This is a genomic window from Mediterraneibacter agrestimuris (genome assembly GCF_943193195.1).
In the GTDB taxonomy this organism is placed as follows: domain Bacteria; phylum Bacillota; class Clostridia; order Lachnospirales; family Lachnospiraceae; genus Schaedlerella; species Schaedlerella agrestimuris.
In genome coordinates this window covers 1-18,601 of record NZ_CALPDG010000007.1, presented here as the reverse complement: position 1 = coordinate 18,601, position 18,601 = coordinate 1, and the positions used below count along the sequence as shown (strand labels likewise).

Below are 18,601 nucleotides of genomic sequence, written 5' to 3'. Positions count from 1 at the left end.
TGTCAAGTAATCGTTGGCAAATTATCTTTTTGTTTTTCAAACGATGTGCTGTTCTTTTTTTTGTATCACAATAAAACCCTGACGGGGTTTCTCTTTTATATACTGAATGCTTTCCCAAAAACTTTTCTTGATGCTGTCTGCATTGCTTCTAACAGCGGCATATGTGCACTGATTACATCTGCCGTTACCCTGTATGGTGATTCCGTTACTGTCATTGCAAGCTTCTCTGCAAGGTTCGGGTAATTTCACACCCAAGTTCACAGACATACCGAAAATTTTTCTGTTCCAACTCCTTGAAAGATATCCTTTTTTCCTCTACAATAAATTGCATCATACAGTCTCCTTTGATTTAATCTCATCAATTAACATCATAAAGAAAAACTGTATGATTGGGAAGTAGGGAATTATAAGCATGAATTTATTTGTACTATTGCAATTTGGGGCAAGGAAAGGGATATGAATTTATGAAAAACGAAGTAAGAGGATTTATTTTTTTGGTTTTATCAATCGTTTGCTTTTGTACACACCAAATATGTGATAAATTATGGTGGATTGCAGCTTATATGGACGCAGTTCGTCCAACAACAGGAAGTATAATGTATGGTGGAATTGTTCTGATTGCTCTATCAATCATCTTTTTTATAGCTGCAATTTTGTTTTTCATAAAAGCAGTGAAAGAAAAACAATAATCAGCGGAGGAATATGCGTGGAAGAAGAAATGGAAGAATTACTAAAGAAAGCATGTTATGTAATTGATATTTTACTCCAACGGGTTTCCGTGGAAATGTGAAATAATTTTGGACAGTAACACTGTAAATATAACGGGCAGAAATGGCAGGTTTATCTGATTGAATCCTTCTTTTTGATCCGATATAATAGTTTCATCAACGAAGGAGGAATCTGTTATGAACTTAGGAAACAGCTTATTTCACGCAAGGAAAAAATGTGGTCTGTCTCAGGAGACCGTTGCTGAAAAACTCGGTGTGAGCCGCCAGACCATCTCCAAATGGGAGAGCAATGAAACAGTTCCGGATATTTATCAGTCCAAGAAAATGGCGAATCTGTATCACATCTCACTGGATGAACTGATCGCATTCGATGTAGAGCTAAGTGAAATCCAGGAAGTCATCGACCGGACAGACGAAAAAAACACAGAGAAAATTGACTGGACATCTGCCTGGGGCAAAAAGTATCCCATTTTGATCCAATATCAAAAAGAGGTAAACATTCCGAATTATGCCCATAGAATCAACCTTATGTTAAATGAGTTAAAGCAGGAATATCATTACAATGAACAGGATGCCATGTTGGTTCTGAAGGACATTTTATATCAGACATGGAAAGCAAGAAAAAAATGATCATAATTGCAAAGTAATTGATCTCTAAGATTAAAAACACTCCGCAGACTGTGCAGCGCAAGACTGCCATGACGGCTGTACACCAGCGCGGCAAAGCGGAACAAGTCCCCCAAGGATCGAGGAACTTGCTCCGCTTTTTTCTATAAATTCCCAAGAACCATCAACTCATAGGGTTCCATCATATACAGTTCCCCCGCCTGCGATGTTTTCCGGTTTTCATAATTTTCCAATAGGACTTTATATCCGCCCCACTCATCTGACAGCGTGATCCGGTGTTTCTGTCTGTCCATGTTACAAAGTACAACTATTTTCTGGTCTCCCAGCATTCTTTGATATGCCAGTACCATATCATCCTCTGTTTCTACGAAAGAAATTTCTCCTTCTGCGATGATCGGATACTCTTTTCTCATGGCTATCAGAGTTTTATAGAAGGCAAATATTGATGTGTCATCCTTTTGCTGTGCTTCTACGGTAATCTCTTTCCGAAATTCTACCGACATCGGAAGCCACGGTTCCGCCTCTGAAAATCCGCCGTACTGCTCTTGATTCCACTGCATCGGAGTTCTGCTGTTATCTCTGGAGCGTGATGCCAGAATTTTAAGGGCTTCTGCTTCTGTCTTGCCCTGCTTCAACAGAATCCGATAATAATTCAGGCTTTCCACATCCCGGTACTGCTCTATAGAAGGATAATGAGCATTCTTCATTCCGATTTCTTCCCCCTGATAGATATATGGGGTTCCGCGCATCAAATGAATCATTCCAGCCAGCATTTTTGCCGACTCTTTCCAGTATGCTCCTTCATCTCCCATTCTACTTACAATACGCGGCTGGTCATGATTACACCAGAACAATGCGTTCCAGCCATGTTCCTTTTGCATCCCCATCTGCCACTCAACAAAAAGTTCTTTTAATTTCTTATAATCCGGGAGCATAAGCGCCCATTTATCTCCGTCCTTGTAATCCACTTTCAGATGATGAAAATTAAAGCACATAGAAAGTTCTTTTTCTTCCGGCGCTGAATATTTGATACAATTTTCCAGTGTTGTAGAAGACATCTCGCCTACTGTTACAAAATCTTCAATTCCGGCATCGTGTACCATTTCTTTCAGATATTCGTGAATATGCGGACCGTCTGTATAGAATCTGCGTCCGTCTCCTTCAAAATCATCCTCCATCTGTTCCGGCTTGGAAACCAGATTGATAACATCAAATCGAAATGCCCGGATTCCTTTTTCTTTCCAGAACCTCAGAATCTCTTTTAATTCTTCCCGCACTTCTGGGTTATCCCAATTCAGATCTGCCTGCGTTACATCAAATAACCGTAAATACCATTTTTTTAACTGTGGTACATATTCCCATGCAGAACCGCCGAATTTGGACTGCCAGTTTGTCGGAACATGTTCCGGTGTTCCTTCTCTGAAAATGTAATAGTTCTGATACTTCTCATCTCCTGCCAATGATTTTTGAAACCACTCATGCTGCGTCGATGTGTGATTAAATACCATATCCAGCATAATTGACATACCACGCTTTTCACTTTCAGAAATCAAACGCTCCAAATCTTCCATAGTTCCGAAGCTTGGATTGATCTTCCGGTAATCTGCCACATCATATCCATTATCTCTCTGAGGCGAGATAAAAAATGGGGTAAGCCACAGGTAATCCACTCCCAACTCCTGTAAATAATCCAGTTTTTCAATAACTCCCGGAATATCTCCGAATCCGTCTCCATTCGTGTCCCGAAAAGATTTCGGATAAATCTGATACACTACTTTATTACTAAAATCCGACATTTTGCGCCTCCATAAAATTTATATTTATTGGAATTCTACTACGACAGTTTCTTGCGCCTTTACTTCGATTCCTGTATGGAACTGAATTTTCTGTGCATTGCCTTCATCCGTAACGATACATACCGTAACATCCGGATGTCCTGCCGCCTGAATCTTTGCCCGGTCAAACCGGATCAGAGGTGTTCCTGCACTGACTTTTTCACCTTCTTTTATGAGATACTCAAATCCATTTCCGTTCATTTCTACCGTATCAATTCCAATATGCAGCAGAACTTCCATGCCATTTTCCAGCTTCAATCCACAGGCATGTTTCGATTCCGGCATTATCACGGCAACCTCTGCATCCGCCGGTGCATACAGGATGTCATCCTCGGGAAGAATCGCCATACCGTCTCCCATAATTCCTTCTGAGAAAACACCGTCGCCTACTTCCGATAAAGAAATCGCTTTTCCTGTCAAAAACGCCATTAATTTTGAAGGCGTTGTATTTTGTTCACCACTTTCCTGTATAGCAGATGCCACTATGCCAGCCGCCACACTTTTTCCTGCCACAGCGGCAATTTCAGCTAATTCTACTGTTTCGTTTTCTTTCTTCTCTGTCAGCTTCCTCTTGCCAATCATAGTTGTTAAGAGGAATGGAACTGCAACTGCGATCATCATACAGACTGCAAAGGATAACATATACTGAGTCTGAATGGATAAAATTCCCGGAATACCGCCTACTCCAATGGCATTTGCAGTCGTTCCTGTTGCCACACAGACAACTGCTGCAATACCGGAGCCAATCATTCCACATACGAATGGGAATCCTTTTTTCAAGTTCACACCGAAGATTGCAGGCTCTGTTACGCCAAGATAACAGGAAATGCAAGCCGGGATATTTACCTCCTGTGCTTTGGCATCTTTTCTCTGCAGCCAGATCATTCCGAGAACTGCAGACCCCTGCGCAATATTTGATAGTGCGATCATCGGCCAGAGCATGGTTCCGCCATAATCTGCGATCAGCTGCAAGTCAATGGCATTCGACATATGATGAAGTCCTGTAATAACCAACGGTGCATAAATCACGCCAAATACTGCGCCGAATACAATCTTAAATGTCCCGGTAATCCCTGCAAAGACAACGGATGAAATCACTTCTCCTGCTTTCCATCCAATTGGCCCCAATATAAAATGTGCAGCCATAACAGATAAGAGCAGACTACAGAACGGAACAACGATCATCGAAATAACCTGCGGTGTAATCTTTCGGAAGAGTCTTTCCAGATACACCAATGTAAATGCCGCAAAAATCGCGGGAAGCACCTGTCCCTGATAGCCGATCATATTAATCTGGAAACCACCGAAATCCCACTTTGGAATGTCTGCTGCCGCCGTTCCCGCAACTGCATATGCATTCAACAGCTGCCCGGAAACAAGGGTCAGTCCGAGGACAATACCAAGCATCTGTGTCGTACCCATCTTTTTGGTAACCGACCAGCAGATACCAACCGGAAGCATATGAAAGATCGCTTCACCTATCAGCCACAGAAAACTGTCGATTCCCGCCCAAAATTGACTGATGTCACACAAGGTTTTTGTTCCGTTCTCAAAGAAATAGATACTGTCGATACAGTTTCTAAATCCCAGAATCAAACCTCCCGTGATAATCGCCGGAATTAACGGGGCAAAAATTTCCGCCAACGTTGCAACCACTCTTTGCAATACAGTCTGGTTCTTCTTCGCCGCCTCTTTTACCGCTTCTTTTGAAACACCCTCGATTCCGGCCTCTTTCACAAAATCATTGTAAAAATCAGAAACTGTATTTCCGATGATAACCTGAAACTGTCCTGACTGTGTAAAGCTTCCCTTTACCACCTGCATCGCCTCAATAGCTTCCACATCTGCTTTCTCTGGTTCTGCAAGCACAAAGCGCATTCTTGTCATACAATGTGAGACTGCTGCGATGTTTTCTCTTCCGCCTACCAGATGCAGCAATTCTCTTGCGTCCTCTGCATATTTTCCCATTTCCTCTTCCTCCACTTGTTTGTTGACTTGTTTAAACAGGTTTCTTTACTCCTGTTATACCACACTTGTTTGAACATGTCAACTACTTTTATTCAATTTGTTCAAACAAGTTATTGACTTTTTTTCTTTCTATTTTTATAATATTTTATAGGAAGATGCCAGAAACGAAAGGATACCAACCAGTATGCCAAAATCAATTTACGAGGATATATATAAAGATTTGAAACAAAAAATCGAAAACGATGTTTTCACTTATCAAGAACTTTTGCCTTCTGAAAATACGCTGATCCAGACTTATCACTGTTCCCGCAACACACTCCGGCGGGCAGTCAGCCGTCTGGTTACTGACGGATATGTACAGACCATGCAGGGAAAAGGTGTTCGCAATATCTATCAGCCTGTGGATCAGACTGCCTTTACAATCGGAGAAATCGAAAGTTTCCGGGAATCAGCAGTACGAAACGGAAATCATGCCTTCACCAAGGTTCTCTTGTTTACCGAAATCGCTATCAATGAAAAACAGACCCGATATACCGGATTTTTACCGGGAACCGAAGTATACTATATTCAGCGTCTTCATTATTTGAATGATATCCCGCTGATTCTCAACCATAATTACTTTTTAAAAGAAGTCGTTCCCGGACTTACGAAAGAAATTGCAGAAAAATCCATTTACGAATATCTGGAACAGACACTGCACATGACGATCGTCAACAGCAAACGAATCATGACGGTAGAAAAAATGAACCAAATTGATGAAACATATTTAAATATGAATGCCGATGATTATAACTGCATGGCTGTCGTCAGCAGTCAGACCTACAACAGTAACGGCGTAATGTTTGAATATACCCAGTCCCGGCATCGCCCGGATTATTTTCGTTTTTATGACAATGCTGTAAGAAAAGGATAAAACAAATACAAAGAAATCAAAGAGTTGTTTAAAGAGTTGTTTAAAGATTTGCATATATAAGAATAGTAACAGTTCAGCCATAACAGCTCGAATTGGCTGCCGTAAAACAGTGGATTTACCATTTTCCGGCAGCCACCCCTTCATTCTGTCAGCTTCTTCTATTACATCACTTTTATCACTGCCTCATACGGACGCATCCGGCCGCTCTGGCAGTCATTTTTATAATTCCGGATCAGCGTTTCTGCATCATCCCATTCTTTCAAGATCGGGCATTCTGCCTCTTTATCGCTGAAATTTGCACAAACCAGCAGCTTTGTATCTGCATCAGTACGGGTATATGCAAAAATCTGCTCATCTTCTTCCATCAGAAGTTCAAATTCTCCGTCCACAAACACGGAATGCTCTTTGCGAAGCTGAATCAATTTCTGATAATAATGAAATACGGAATCTGGATTCGCCAGCTCTGATTCTGCATTGATATCCGTATAATTTGGATTTATGCCGATCCATGGATTGCCGGTCGTAAATCCGGCATTTTCCGCAGCGCTCCACTGCATAGGCGTCCGGGCATTATCACGTCCTCTGGCATAAATAGATTCCATGATATCTTCTTTTTTGTATCCGGCTTCCATTCGTTCCTTGTACATATTGCGGATTTCAATATCCTGATACTCACCGATATCTGCAAAACATACATTTGTCATTCCCAGTTCCTCGCCCTGATAAATGTACGGTGTCCCCTGCATTCCATGAAGCAGAGCCGCTAGCATTTTTGCAGATTCCACTCGGTACTTCTCATCATTCCCCCAGCGGGATACGATACGCGGAAGATCATGGTTATTCCAGAACAGACTGTTCCAGCCGCAGCCGTACAATTCCTTCTGCCACTTTGCCAGAACCGCTTTCAATTTCACAAGCGGAAGCGGCGCGGTATCCCATTTTTCCTTTCCTTCCTGCTGATCCAGTCCAATATGTTCAAACTGAAATACCATAGAAAATTCACTTCCATCTGGGTTGCTGTACAGCTTCGCCCGTTCGGTATCCGCGCCCCACGCTTCTCCGACTGTGATCAAATCTCCCTTTTGAAATGTCTCATGGCTTAATTCCCGAATAAACTCATGGAGCTTTGGTCCATTATTTGTAATCTTCAGATCCGGATCTTTGGCGATCTGGTCGATCACATCCAGACGGAATCCGCCCACGCCTTTCTCCATCCACCAGAGAATCATGCTGTAGATTTCCCGGCGCACCTTTGGATTCTCCCAGTTCAGATCCGGCTGTTTCACAGAGAACTGATGAAAATAATACTGTTTCAGCTCCGGCACCCACTCCCATGCAGAACCGCCGAAAACTGAATCCATATCATTTGGATAGATTCCCTCTTCACCGTCCCTCCAGACATAATAATCATGGTACGGATTATCTTTGCTTTTCTTTGCCTCCTGAAACCATCTGTGTTCATCGGAAGAGTGATTCAGCACCAGATCTAAAATGATACGGATATTTCTCTTTTTCGCCTCGGCAATCAACTGTTCCATATCTTCCATACTGCCAAACATAGGATCAATATCCTGATAATCGGAAATGTCATATCCATTGTCATCTTGGGGTGACTTACAGACCGGAGACAGCCACAGTGCGTCAACTCCCAGCTCCTTCAGATAATCCAGTCTCTGTATGATTCCCTTCAAATCTCCGATTCCGTCTCCGTTGCTGTCCTGAAAACTTCTCGGATAAACCTGATAGACAACTGCATGTTTCCACCATTTTTCTGTATAACTCATCCTACCACTCCTTTTCTTCGTATCAGCGTTCCATTCGCCCTCAGACATCCGTTCTCAAACTTCCGCGCAAATAATACTTCCCCGCCTTCTTTGATCCCGACATCTTTGCCAGAGCAGTTAAGAAGCACTTCCATCTGGTTTCCGGCCTCATCCAGCTTGATATACTCTACCAGCCTTTGTTCCTTGTATTCTTCCGGGAAATGGAAATACAGGCTCTTGCACATCTCTTCCCTCTTACGCATAGCAATCAGATGCTGCATCGTCTGGATTTTCTCTTGATACTCAGGCTGATCTACTCTGTCCCATGGCATGCATCTGCGGCAGTCCGGATCAAATCCGCCTTCCATTGCGATCTCTGTTCCGTAGTAGATGCATGGGCTGCCCGGCATTGTAAAGAGCACTGCCAACTGCTGATAGAACATATCCAGATCGTCAAAACGGCTCATCAGTCTCTGGGTATCATGGGAATCCAGAAGGTTAAACATCACATTATTATTCTGCTGCATATACATGGTGTAACAATGGTTAACCATATATTCAAACTCTGCTTTTTCCATCCCTTTATCCAGAAAGAAATCGTTAATCCCACTCATCAGCGGATAATTCATCACCGCATCATATTCATCTCCGGCAAGCCACTGACTGGCATCATGCCAGATTTCTCCCAGAAAATACAAGTCTGGTTTCAACTTCTGCAAATGTCTCCGCAGACATTTCAGGAAGGTATGGGATACTTCATTTCCCACATCAAAACGAATACCATCGATATCAAATTTCCGGATCCAATCCTCGCAGACCTTGCTAAAGTATGCGATCACTTTCTCATTGTTGGTATTCAGCTTCGGCATTCCGTCTGCAAATGCGAAGGAATAAAATCTGCCGTCTCTCGTATCGGCTCTCTTTTGAATGTCTTCCCAGTTCTGAACCATAAACCAGTCTGCATATTCCGACTCTTCCCCCTTTTCCAGTACATCCATCCAGGGGGCAAACTTACGACCGCAATGATTAAATACGGCATCTACCATAATATGGATCCCTTTTTCATGAGCCTCTTTGACAAGGGCTGCAAACTCTTCGTCTGTGCCGAAATGTGGATCGATCCTCGTATAATCAGTCGTATCATATTTATGGTTGGATTCTGCCTGCATGATCGGGTTCAGATAAATCCCTGTAATCCCCAACTCAGCCAGATAAGAAAGACGTTCTCTGATTCCATTCAGGTTTCCTCCAAAGCGTTCTTCGTTGGTCACTTCACCTTCCCGCCACGAAATCAAGCTCTCATCCTTCACACTGTTTTTTCCCCTGCAGAAGCGGTCCGGGAAGATCTGATACCAGACCGTCTCATTGACCCAGTCCGGGGTCTCGTTGATATCCGCCGGATTCATCCACGGTACGGTAAAACACTGCAGCATTCTGCCGTCCATTTTTGTCTGTTCCTCCGTCAGAAATCCGTCTTCAAAATAATTCCATACCTCATCTTTTGTATGTAGTTCAAAATAATATTTACACCGTTTGTACTGCGGCTTCAGAGTTGTTGTCCACCAAAGCTGATGCTTCAGTCGCTTCTTAAAACAGATTTCTTCCCGTTTTCCGGTCCATTTCTCATTTCCTCCAAGAATACCTGTTTCAAACGGGTCTCCATAATGTATGAAGACCCGTTCTACATCATAACCCGTTTTTAAATTGACGATCAGCTCTTGTTCGTTCAATGGATAACTCATCTGTTCCGATGTTTTGTGATAAATTCCGGTAAATTCCATTGCATTCTCCTTTATTACCTGAATATAAACAGATTTCGATATCGTTTCATCTCTTTTTCTGCAAGCTCAAAGTCTGGCATACGCCACTCCCAATTCGGGCTTCCCACCGTTCCCGGTGTATTTAAGTGACCTTCCTTTCCCTGACCAAGCACATCAGCCATCGGCAGAATCGCATATTCTGCCTTGCTTTTCAGCATATAAGTGATCAGCCTGTCTCTCACACTTCCCTGTTTCACTCCCTGACGGGCAAGGAATCTGCGAACCTTCCTCTGTCCGGCACAGGTCAGATTCTGATACCACTCCATCAGTGTATCATTGTCATGAGTGCCTGTATATGTAATCATATTTTCCACATCATGGAAGGTATCATATCCATACTTTCCTGCCGTATTAATGGAAAAGACAAGAATTTTCATGCCTTTCAGATGATAATGATCCTTCAATTCCAGAACCTCCGGACGCAGATCTCCTAAATCTTCTGCCACCAGATTCACTCCCGGAATCTGTTCTTTCAAAGTGTCAATGACTTCATATCCCGGCGCTTCGATCCATTCACCTTCAATTGCAGTCGGACAGCTTGCCGGAATCTTCCAGAATGTATCAAACGCCCGGAAGTGATCGATCCGTATAATATCAAATAATTTGCTGCTATAACCGATCCGGTCTACCCAGAATTGATAGTTATTCTCTTTCAGATAATCCCAGTCATAGATCGGATTTCCCCACCTCTGTCCGGTGGCGCTGAAATAATCCGGCGGCACCCCAGCGATAAATATCGGTCTTCCATCGGTATCCAGAAGGAAATTATCCTTTCCGCCCCAAACATCTACAGAATCCACGCCCACATAGAACGGCACGTCTCCCATAATCTGAATCCCGTCTGCATTCGCCTGTTTCTTCACCTGCATCCACTGTACAAAGAATTCATACTGCAAGAACATATGATACTGCGCTTCCTTTTCTGTTTCCTCTGGAAGTTCATATCGCTCTTTGGGCCAGTGTTTTGCTTCTTCGCTCCACTCATTCCAGCAGATACCGCCCTGCTCCCTTTTCAGCGCACGGAATACTCCATATTCATAGACCCACTTCTGGGAAACGAATGTCTGAAATGCCGCGTCCTGCTGCCCGCCCTGTTCACAAAATGCCTGAAATGCTTCCCTGAGATATGGTTCTTTATAGGTACGGACTGCATCGTAATCAATACTCGTTTCCCGTTCTCTGAAACTTTCTGCTTTCTCTTTCAGCAGTCTTTCCTCATACAATGTATCCAGACTGATATACAGTTCATCTCCCGCACATGAGGAATACGGCTGATATGGAGAATTGCCATATCCCACCGGATTCATAGGCAGAATCTGCCAGATTTTGATGCCGTTTTCTTTTAAAATTGTAAGAAAGTGATACGCTTCTGCCCCCAGTTCTCCCACTCCCGTGCGGGACGGGAGGGAAGCAACAGGCATTAATATTCCAGTCTGTCTCATGAAAATATTCTCCTTAAATTCTGGCTTTATTTTAACTTCCAAATATCTCTGTTGTATTCTGAAATGGTTCTGTCAGATGAAAAGAATCCTGCTTTCGCAATATTTACAAGCATTTTCTTCTCCCATGCTTTCTCGTCTTCGTAATCTGCAAGCATCTGTTCTTTGGTCTTGATATAATCCTTCACATCCAGAAGCGCCATGAACCAGTCTTTGCCTACGATTTCTTTATACAGGCGTCCCAGATTTACCGGATCTCCGATGCGGATCAGTTCCTTACTGATGATAAAGTCAACCAATTCTTCCACCATCGGATCATTATCATAAATATCTGCGGAACAATATCCACCTGTCTCATACAGGGAAATTACCTTCTCTGATTTTTCACCAAAGATATAAATATTGTCGTCTCCTACCAAGTCATGAATCTCCACATTTGCTCCGTCATCTGTTCCAAGAGTAACCGCTCCGTTCAGCATGAACTTCATGTTTCCGGTTCCGGAAGCCTCCTTGGAAGCAAGGGAAATCTGCTCGGAAATGTCACATGCGGGAATCAGCTTTTCTGCCTTTGTCACGTTGTAGTTTTCTACCATGACAATCTTCATATATGGGCTGACAGCCGGATCATTTTCAATCAACTGCTGTAAGCACAGGATCAGATGTATGATGTCCTTCGCGATCGTATATGCCGGAGCCGCTTTTGCGCCAAAAATCATTGTCAGCGGACGTTTCGGCAAATTGCCCTTCTTGATTTCTTTGTATTTATAAATTGCATACAACGCATTCATCTGCTGTCTCTTGTACTCGTGAAGACGTTTGATCTGAATATCAAAAACGGAATTTTCATCAATGTCGATATTCTGTGTCAGCTTCAGATATTTCTTTAATTCAAGCTTTGCATCCTTCTTAATCTCCCGCAGCTTCGCCAGAACCTTCTCGTCATCCTGATAAGCCATTAATTTCTCCAGCTCATCCGCACTTTCCACATAATCAGGACCAATCAGCTCTTTTAAATATTCAGCCAGATTATGATTACAATGTACAAGCCATCTGCGGAAAGTGATTCCGTTGGTCTTGTTGTTAAACTTCTGCGGATATATATCATAGAACGGTTTCAGCTCGGATTCCTTCAAAATTTCCGTATGAAGAGCCGCGACTCCATTGACCGCATATCCGAAATGAATATCAATATGAGCCATATGCACACGGTTCTGCTCATCAATGATATACACACGTGGATCATGATAATCTCTTCTGACTCTCGCATCCAGCTCGCGGATGATCGGAAGCAGATGCGGTACAACCTTCTCCAGATATGCAATCGGCCATTTCTCCAATGCTTCTGCCAGAATTGTATGATTTGTATACGCACATGTCCTGCTTACCACATCTACCGCTGTATCAATATTGAAGCCCTTCTGCTGAGTCAGAATACGGATCAGTTCAGGTATCACCATGGTCGGATGTGTGTCATTAATCTGGATACACACATGCTCATGCAGATGATACAGATTCACGCCGCGGTCCTCTGCTTCTTTGAGAATCAATTGTGCAGCGTTACTTACCATAAAATACTGCTGGTAAATACGCAGAAGCTGTCCTGCCTCATCACTGTCATCTGGATAGAGGAACAGTGTCAGGTTCTTCTGGATATCATGCTTGTCAAAGGAAATGCCGCTGCCGATAATACTCTCATCCACGCTGTCCAAATCAAATAAATGTAACTTGTTGCATCCACTGTTGTATCCCGGGATATCAATATCGTACATTGTAGATTTTACTGTAAAGTCTTTAAACGGAACCTCAAAGCCGGTTTCTGTTCTTGTCAGCCAGCTCTTCTTGGTAATCCACGGATTTTTCTCTTCCCACTGCTTGTTGCCAGAGAACTTCTGCAAAAACAGTCCCTCGTGATAATTCAGTCCTACGCCGTCCCCGTTCAGTCCCAGAGTTGCGATTGAATCAAGGAAGCATGCTGCCAGACGTCCCAGACCTCCGTTGCCAAGAGACGGTTCTAATTCTACTTCCTCAATCTCTGTTAAGTCATGTCCGTGCTTTTTCAGAACTTCTCTTGTTTCTTCAAAAAGACCTAAGTTGATCAGATTATTAGATAACAGCTTTCCGATCAGGAATTCCGCAGAAATGTAATATAACTTTCTGTTGCCCTCATTGTGCTTCATCCCCTGCATTTTCTCCTTGGACAGCTGTAATAATGCCTCATAAATCTCTTCTTTGGAAGCCTCTGCGATCCCCTTGCCGCAGATTGTCTGTAACATCTGTTCTAAATCTCTCTCCATCTTTGTTCTCCTTCCTGTTTTCCATTGTTTTTGTTTTAATTATACTTTTGCCTTTTTACTTTTCAAACACAATTTTTCTATCTTTTTCTAATTCTAACATGAAAATGGCATAAATACCTCCCTCTCCTCCCCTTTCTGAACCTATTGAAAAAGAGCGGAGTAAAACAAATAAACTTCATTTTTCGTATTGTTTCGTACATTTTGATAATATCACTGCGTTCTTGTTCCGTCAATGTGATTTTGTATAAACTGCTTTTCTTTCTGCATTTTTCACAACTACTCAGTAATATTTTTGTGCACATTTCCTAACAAATATTTTAACAATTAAAAACTCACCGAAACTTTATCTCTATTTTTTCAAAATCTACATTGCATTCATTTTTTATTTCCTTTATAATGTGTCATGATACCAGGGATAAAATAGCTTTTGTAAAAAAAGAAAGGACGTCCACTATGATTACACTACAAGATATTGCAAATCGGCTGAACATTTCCAAAGGTACCGTTTCCAAAGCTTTGAACGGTGCTCCGGACGTTAGCGAAACTTTACAAAAAGCCGTGCTTGAAACAGCCGTTGAAATGGGATATACAAAAATCCGACGGCAGAAGGACGTACAGAAAAAACTCTGTATCTTAATTGGAAACATGGAATACAAAGAGCCGCATCAGTTCGGCTATGAAATTATCCTTGGATTCCGTCAGCTTGCAGAACCCGCAGGATACGCAGTAGATATTGTTGATACAAATGAAAAATTACAGAAAAGCACGCCTTATGATGTTTTCATGCTTCAGAATCAGTACCACGGCGCATTTGTGGTCGGCTTTTCTTTAAACGATCCGTGGATGACAGATTTCCGCACAAGTCAGATACCAACCGTCCTGTATGACAACTATGTCATTGCCAATCCAAATATGACTTATGTGGGAATTGATAACAATGAAGGAATGGAACTGGCTGTCTCTCACTTAAAAAAGCTGGGGCATAAGAAAATCGGATACTTGAGCAGCGCTCTCGGTTCCCATATCATGCAGGTACGACACAAAGCATTTTTTCAGGCTTTGAAGCAAAACGGCATAAAAGCTGAACCTGCATATGCCGGAAATTCTTACTATATTACACAATGTCTGGAAAAGCATCTTCCGCGGCTGCTGGATCTGGGAGTTACCGCTATCATCTGCAGTCATGATCAGATTGCCAATTCTGCCATGATACAGTGCCAGCAGCTTGGCTGCCACGTTCCCGGAGACATCAGCATCATCGGATTCGATGATCTGCCGATCTGTGCTTATACCTCTCCGCCGCTGACTACCATCCGGCAGGACCGGATCCAACTGGGGAAGAGCGCGTTTTCTGCTTTGACAAACACAATGAAAAATGTGGCGATCGGAACACTGTTACTGCATGCGAAGTTAATCGTAAGGGGCTCTACAGGAGAAGCAAAAGAATAAAAATTATTCATCTCCATATAGTATCTCCGTCTCTTCTTTTGTTGTTGTTTTTTCCATGATTACCGCAAGAATAATGATACCCATTAGATTCAGGCAAAATCGGACTGCAGCAAACCGTGCTCCCAGCTGTGTTGTTTCAAACAGCATCATCGGTATTTTTGTTGTGGACCATGCGCCGATAAAAATCAATATATTCGCCAGCGCTACCCCTTTCTTCAAAAATACTGCCGCAACAGGAAATGACGCATACAGCGGTCCCGCTGAAAAGGAACCCAGGACAAACGCAAAAACACCGCCTTTGATCCCGGCTCCTTTTCCCATATATTTCATGATCGTCTCTTTTGGAACCCATACATCCATCAGTCCCAGCAAAATAAAAATCGGAGGTATAACAGACAGCATCTCCAAAAGATTTTCCACAGAAAGACTTGCTGCTTCCCGCCCCGGCTTCCAGAAGAGACGCTGCCAGCGGAAATGCTACAAATCCCGGAATCAGAGTAATACAGCCAATGATTGCGGCAACTCCCATTCCCATGATTCCTGAATCTGCGCCGATAAGTCTGGAAATCATTTCTGTGTCTAAAAAAGTAAGCATGAATCCAATCAGAAGGAGAACCACCAATACAGACGGCAAAATATTTTCAAATGACTTCCATGCCTTTTTCAATGCTGCTTTTGTCTTGTTCCTATCCTTTTGGAACGAAATCAAGAGACTGACAATCGCGCCTACATATAAAATTTTTGTGAACATTGTTCCCCTCCTCATACAACATTTCATTTATGTGCAGACGAAAATTTCCTGCACTCGCTGTCAGTTACACATGAAACTTTTTATACATTTCTTCCCTGAATTCTTTCCACTTAAACAAGAGTATCCCTGCCAGGAAGAGAAAGCACACTGCAATTCCAATCAGACTAGGGATCTGTAGATGCAATACACCGAATACAAGCAATAGCAGCGGCAATACAAGTCCATATGTGGATGCCATCACGAGATACGCCATATATTCTTTCGCAGGCCACCTCTGCACTGCGGCGACAACTACCATGAAGAGCAGAATCCCCATGCTTACCAGAGGCACCACAAAATCCACCGACCAGCCCCTCCAGCCAGTCAGCCAATCCCACAAAATACTTACCAGCGTCATAATCACAAGCTGCCACATTGCATTTTTCAGTAAATTGTACCGTTTGAAAAAACCAATCGTGGATGCCAGCCACATACTGGCGACCCCGCCCGCAGAAAACAGTGTCCACCGCACAGTCGGGCGGTAACTGAAATCCAGATCGATCATAAATACGATCGCGATCAGACACAAGAACGTAAATATTTTATATACTTTTATCTCAAGCTCTTTTGTTGCCTGCACTTCCGGGAACTCTGCTTCTACTGTTTCAGCTTCAATTCCATGTTCTTTTAATATCCGGTAAAAGTTCCGCTGAATATTTTCCGTATCAAAACGAGATGTAAAGCCGAGTGATAATTTATCCTCAAAGGAACATACACAGAGTTCCATTTTGGGCGTACTTGTATATACGCCAAACCGTTCAATGTACGGAACATAATCCTCCGGCATGGAGACCGAACTCATATTGGAAAAGATTGCCGTTGTATTTTTCTCAGAAAATTTAGCGCCTGCATGAATGCAGAGATTCTTCAGTTCTGCTGGCGCAAACTTTAATACCGGATGCATTTCCAATGCGATCAGCTTGTTCATATGCTCTGCCATCTTCTCTTTAGTTAATTCTTCTAAGAAGAACTGACTCGTTTCCGCCAGCACCTCTTCAAACGTATCGTGCCCCTTCCCATACGTATGCCCCGGCTCGATCCAGTTAAAGAAATTCAGCATAGAATCTGACGGAAAAAACTTCCGAAGATTTACCGGAACCATCAGCTTCACCGGATACTTCTCCTGTATTTTTGACATTTCTTCATGAATCGCCATCATATATACCGTTGTCAAAAACACAGTCATAGACACGCCCAATTCCCGGGAACGGGCAAGCACCTGTTTCACAGAAAACACGCTCTCCCGTACCTGTATAGCGCCGTTGTCTTTCCTCGGTTTCTTCAATTGATATGCCTTCGCCTTCTTTTCTTTTGGTTTCTTAGTATTCTTGGTGTAATACTTCGCAAAGCTGTCATTTTCCTGATCCTGTACCGTCACATCTTCCGGAAGAAATGAAACTTGTGCCAGTCCTTTTTCATGATGTGCCAAATAGAGATAGTTCTTCACCAGCTCCCGCAAAAACTCCGTCGCTCCTGTGCCGTCCGTAAGTACATGAAACACTTCAAAATTGATACGTCTTTTATAATAGGTCACTTCAAATAAAAGTGACTTTTTATCCTTGATATAAATACGGCTGCAAGGCTCTTTGTACTCTTTTCGAATAACCGGATGAAGACTGCTCATTTCCAGATAGTTCCAGAACACGCCCTTACGAATTACCGATAAAAAAACCGGATAAGTCTCTACCGTCAGATCCAGCGCGCGCTGCAGCAGCTCTGGTTGTACCGTTTCTTTCAATTCACAATAGAACCGGAAGACACGGGTATCATTCTTTGTGCTCGCTGCCAAAAACAGCTTTGCGGCGTTGTCTAATTTTCTCCAATGTGCCCGTTTCTGCTTCGCCATGACTCCCCCCTAAAAATGCATTGATATGATCAAAACTTTCCTGCACGTGAAAATACTTGATCCCCAGTGAAAAATATCCGTGCAGCGCATCCTTTATCCGATGTATCTCCACAAGATTCCCGGCTGCCATAAGCCGCTGACCGTATGCCTCTCCCTCATCTCTTAAAGGATCAAACTCCGCAGTCAAAATCAATGTGTCTGGCTGATTACTCAAATCCTCCGCCAGATAAGGCGCAAAATACGGATTCTGCATATCTGCTTCACTTTCTGCATACAGTGCAATATAGTCCTGCATCTTTCCTGCTGTCAGAAGATACTCCGTTCCATTCTCACGCACAGACAGAAAGGGGGAATTCTCCGAATAATCGTTATATACCGCCGGGTAAATCAATATCTGCCGTTTTGGAAGAAACTCTCCCTTATCTCTTGCCATCAGTGACACTGCCGCCGCCAGATTACCTCCGGCGCTGTCCCCGATCAAAGTGATATCATCTGGATTTAGCCCCAGTTCCTTATGCCTTCTAAACAATGCTTCCGCCGCCGCATAGCAGTCAAGAAGTCCTGCCGGAAACTTGTATTCCGGTGCCAGACGATACTCCACCGCAGCTACGATATTTCCGGTTGAAATGGAAAGTCTGGCGCATATGCGCTCATAATTATCCACACAGTTCGTCACCCAGCCGCCGCCGTGAAACAACAACAGCAGTTTTGGGAACCTAAGCTTATCCTCTTCATATGCGGTCTTTGTCCCCTCATCTGGAAAGAAAAGACGGATCGGAACCTCATACTCGCCGTTATATACATGGACGTCTGCTGTCTTGTAAAATATTTTCATTGGATCCAGACGTTTCAAGTCCGCCATGTGCCGTTCAGACTCCACTTCAATTCCATCAAAAGAAAGAGCCTTCAGCACTAAGCGCATTGCAGGATTAATTGACATAATGTACTCCTCTCAATTGCTTTTCATTATCATCTATAATGGCATTATAATACACTTATCTCATAAACTCCACTTTTTTCTTTCGGACTCTTTTCTGTTCAACAGGCAAATTGTTACTGTTCACACGGCATCTTGCACTGCGCTGCAAGGTGTCCGACCAGTGAAGTGATGACAGCGATATATCCAGCC

The 18,601-nt window shown here is 43.0% G+C and carries 12 protein-coding genes and 1 pseudogene; 4 read left to right on the top strand and 9 right to left on the bottom strand.

The genetic code is table 11. The features are described from left to right. The first annotated feature begins 464 nt into the window (after window positions 1-464). Complete coding sequence (locus tag NFS18_RS05410) at window positions 465-689, top strand: hypothetical protein (RefSeq protein WP_251388737.1); 225 nt, start codon at window positions 465-467, stop codon at window positions 687-689. A gap of 216 nt (window positions 690-905) precedes the next feature. Beyond that, complete coding sequence (locus NFS18_RS05405) at window positions 906-1,358, top strand: helix-turn-helix transcriptional regulator (RefSeq protein ID WP_251388736.1); 453 nt, start codon at window positions 906-908, stop codon at window positions 1,356-1,358. A 140-nt stretch (window positions 1,359-1,498) separates the two neighbouring features. Here NFS18_RS05405 and treC read toward each other — a convergent pair whose 3' ends face one another. Continuing rightward, window positions 1,499-3,151: an alpha,alpha-phosphotrehalase gene (gene treC, locus NFS18_RS05400; RefSeq protein WP_251388734.1), complete on the bottom strand. Its 1,653-nt coding sequence runs from the start codon at window positions 3,149-3,151 to the stop codon at window positions 1,499-1,501. A 24-nt stretch (window positions 3,152-3,175) separates the two neighbouring features. Beyond that, complete coding sequence (treP, locus tag NFS18_RS05395; protein WP_251388732.1) at window positions 3,176-5,158, bottom strand: PTS system trehalose-specific EIIBC component; 1,983 nt, start codon at window positions 5,156-5,158, stop codon at window positions 3,176-3,178. A 184-nt stretch (window positions 5,159-5,342) separates the two neighbouring features. On the opposite strand from treP, the gene NFS18_RS05390 reads away from it, so the two are divergent. Further along, the gene (locus NFS18_RS05390; RefSeq protein ID WP_251388730.1) at window positions 5,343-6,071 is read left to right on the top strand and encodes a UTRA domain-containing protein; all 729 of its coding nucleotides are present in this window, start codon (window positions 5,343-5,345) and stop codon (window positions 6,069-6,071) included. A 161-nt stretch (window positions 6,072-6,232) separates the two neighbouring features. Here the strand turns inward: NFS18_RS05390 and NFS18_RS05385 are convergent, their stop codons facing one another. The 4 genes from NFS18_RS05385 to NFS18_RS05370 are packed head-to-tail and all read right to left on the bottom strand — an operon-like array spanning window position 6,233 to window position 13,387. Next, window positions 6,233-7,855: a glycoside hydrolase family 13 protein gene (locus tag NFS18_RS05385; RefSeq protein WP_251388728.1), complete on the bottom strand. Its 1,623-nt coding sequence runs from the start codon at window positions 7,853-7,855 to the stop codon at window positions 6,233-6,235. Then, on the bottom strand, window positions 7,852-9,615 hold the full coding sequence (locus NFS18_RS05380) for a glycoside hydrolase family 13 protein (RefSeq protein WP_251388726.1): 1,764 nt from the start codon (window positions 9,613-9,615) through the stop codon (window positions 7,852-7,854). Before NFS18_RS05380 ends, NFS18_RS05385 begins: the two co-directional genes overlap by 4 nt. Window positions 9,616-9,629: 14 nt before the next feature. Next, window positions 9,630-11,096: a 4-alpha-glucanotransferase gene (gene malQ, locus NFS18_RS05375; RefSeq protein ID WP_251388724.1), complete on the bottom strand. Its 1,467-nt coding sequence runs from the start codon at window positions 11,094-11,096 to the stop codon at window positions 9,630-9,632. Between the two features lie 26 nt (window positions 11,097-11,122). Then, window positions 11,123-13,387, bottom strand: a complete 2,265-nt coding sequence (locus NFS18_RS05370) for a glycogen/starch/alpha-glucan phosphorylase (RefSeq protein ID WP_251388722.1) — start codon at window positions 13,385-13,387, stop codon at window positions 11,123-11,125. 453 nt (window positions 13,388-13,840) lie between these two features. Between NFS18_RS05370 and NFS18_RS05365 the strand changes: the two genes are divergently transcribed. Then, window positions 13,841-14,836: a LacI family DNA-binding transcriptional regulator gene (locus NFS18_RS05365; RefSeq protein ID WP_251388720.1), complete on the top strand. Its 996-nt coding sequence runs from the start codon at window positions 13,841-13,843 to the stop codon at window positions 14,834-14,836. A 3-nt stretch (window positions 14,837-14,839) separates the two neighbouring features. On the opposite strand, the pseudogene NFS18_RS05360 reads toward NFS18_RS05365, so the two are convergent. The 3 genes and pseudogenes from NFS18_RS05360 to NFS18_RS05350 form a co-directional block, all read right to left on the bottom strand. Next, window positions 14,840-15,262, bottom strand: a pseudogene (locus NFS18_RS05360) (permease); the annotation flags it as partial. 389 nt (window positions 15,263-15,651) lie between these two features. Next, entirely contained in the window at window positions 15,652-17,472 is a 1,821-nt protein-coding gene (locus NFS18_RS05355) for a DUF6320 domain-containing protein (RefSeq protein ID WP_251388716.1), read from the bottom strand. Next, window positions 17,393-18,412 carry an alpha/beta hydrolase gene (locus NFS18_RS05350; RefSeq protein ID WP_251388714.1) on the bottom strand — a complete coding sequence of 340 codons (1,020 nt, stop codon included), beginning with the start codon at window positions 18,410-18,412 and terminating at the stop codon, window positions 17,393-17,395. The genes NFS18_RS05355 and NFS18_RS05350 overlap by 80 nt, the downstream gene beginning before the upstream one ends. Window positions 18,413-18,601 lie beyond the last annotated feature (189 nt).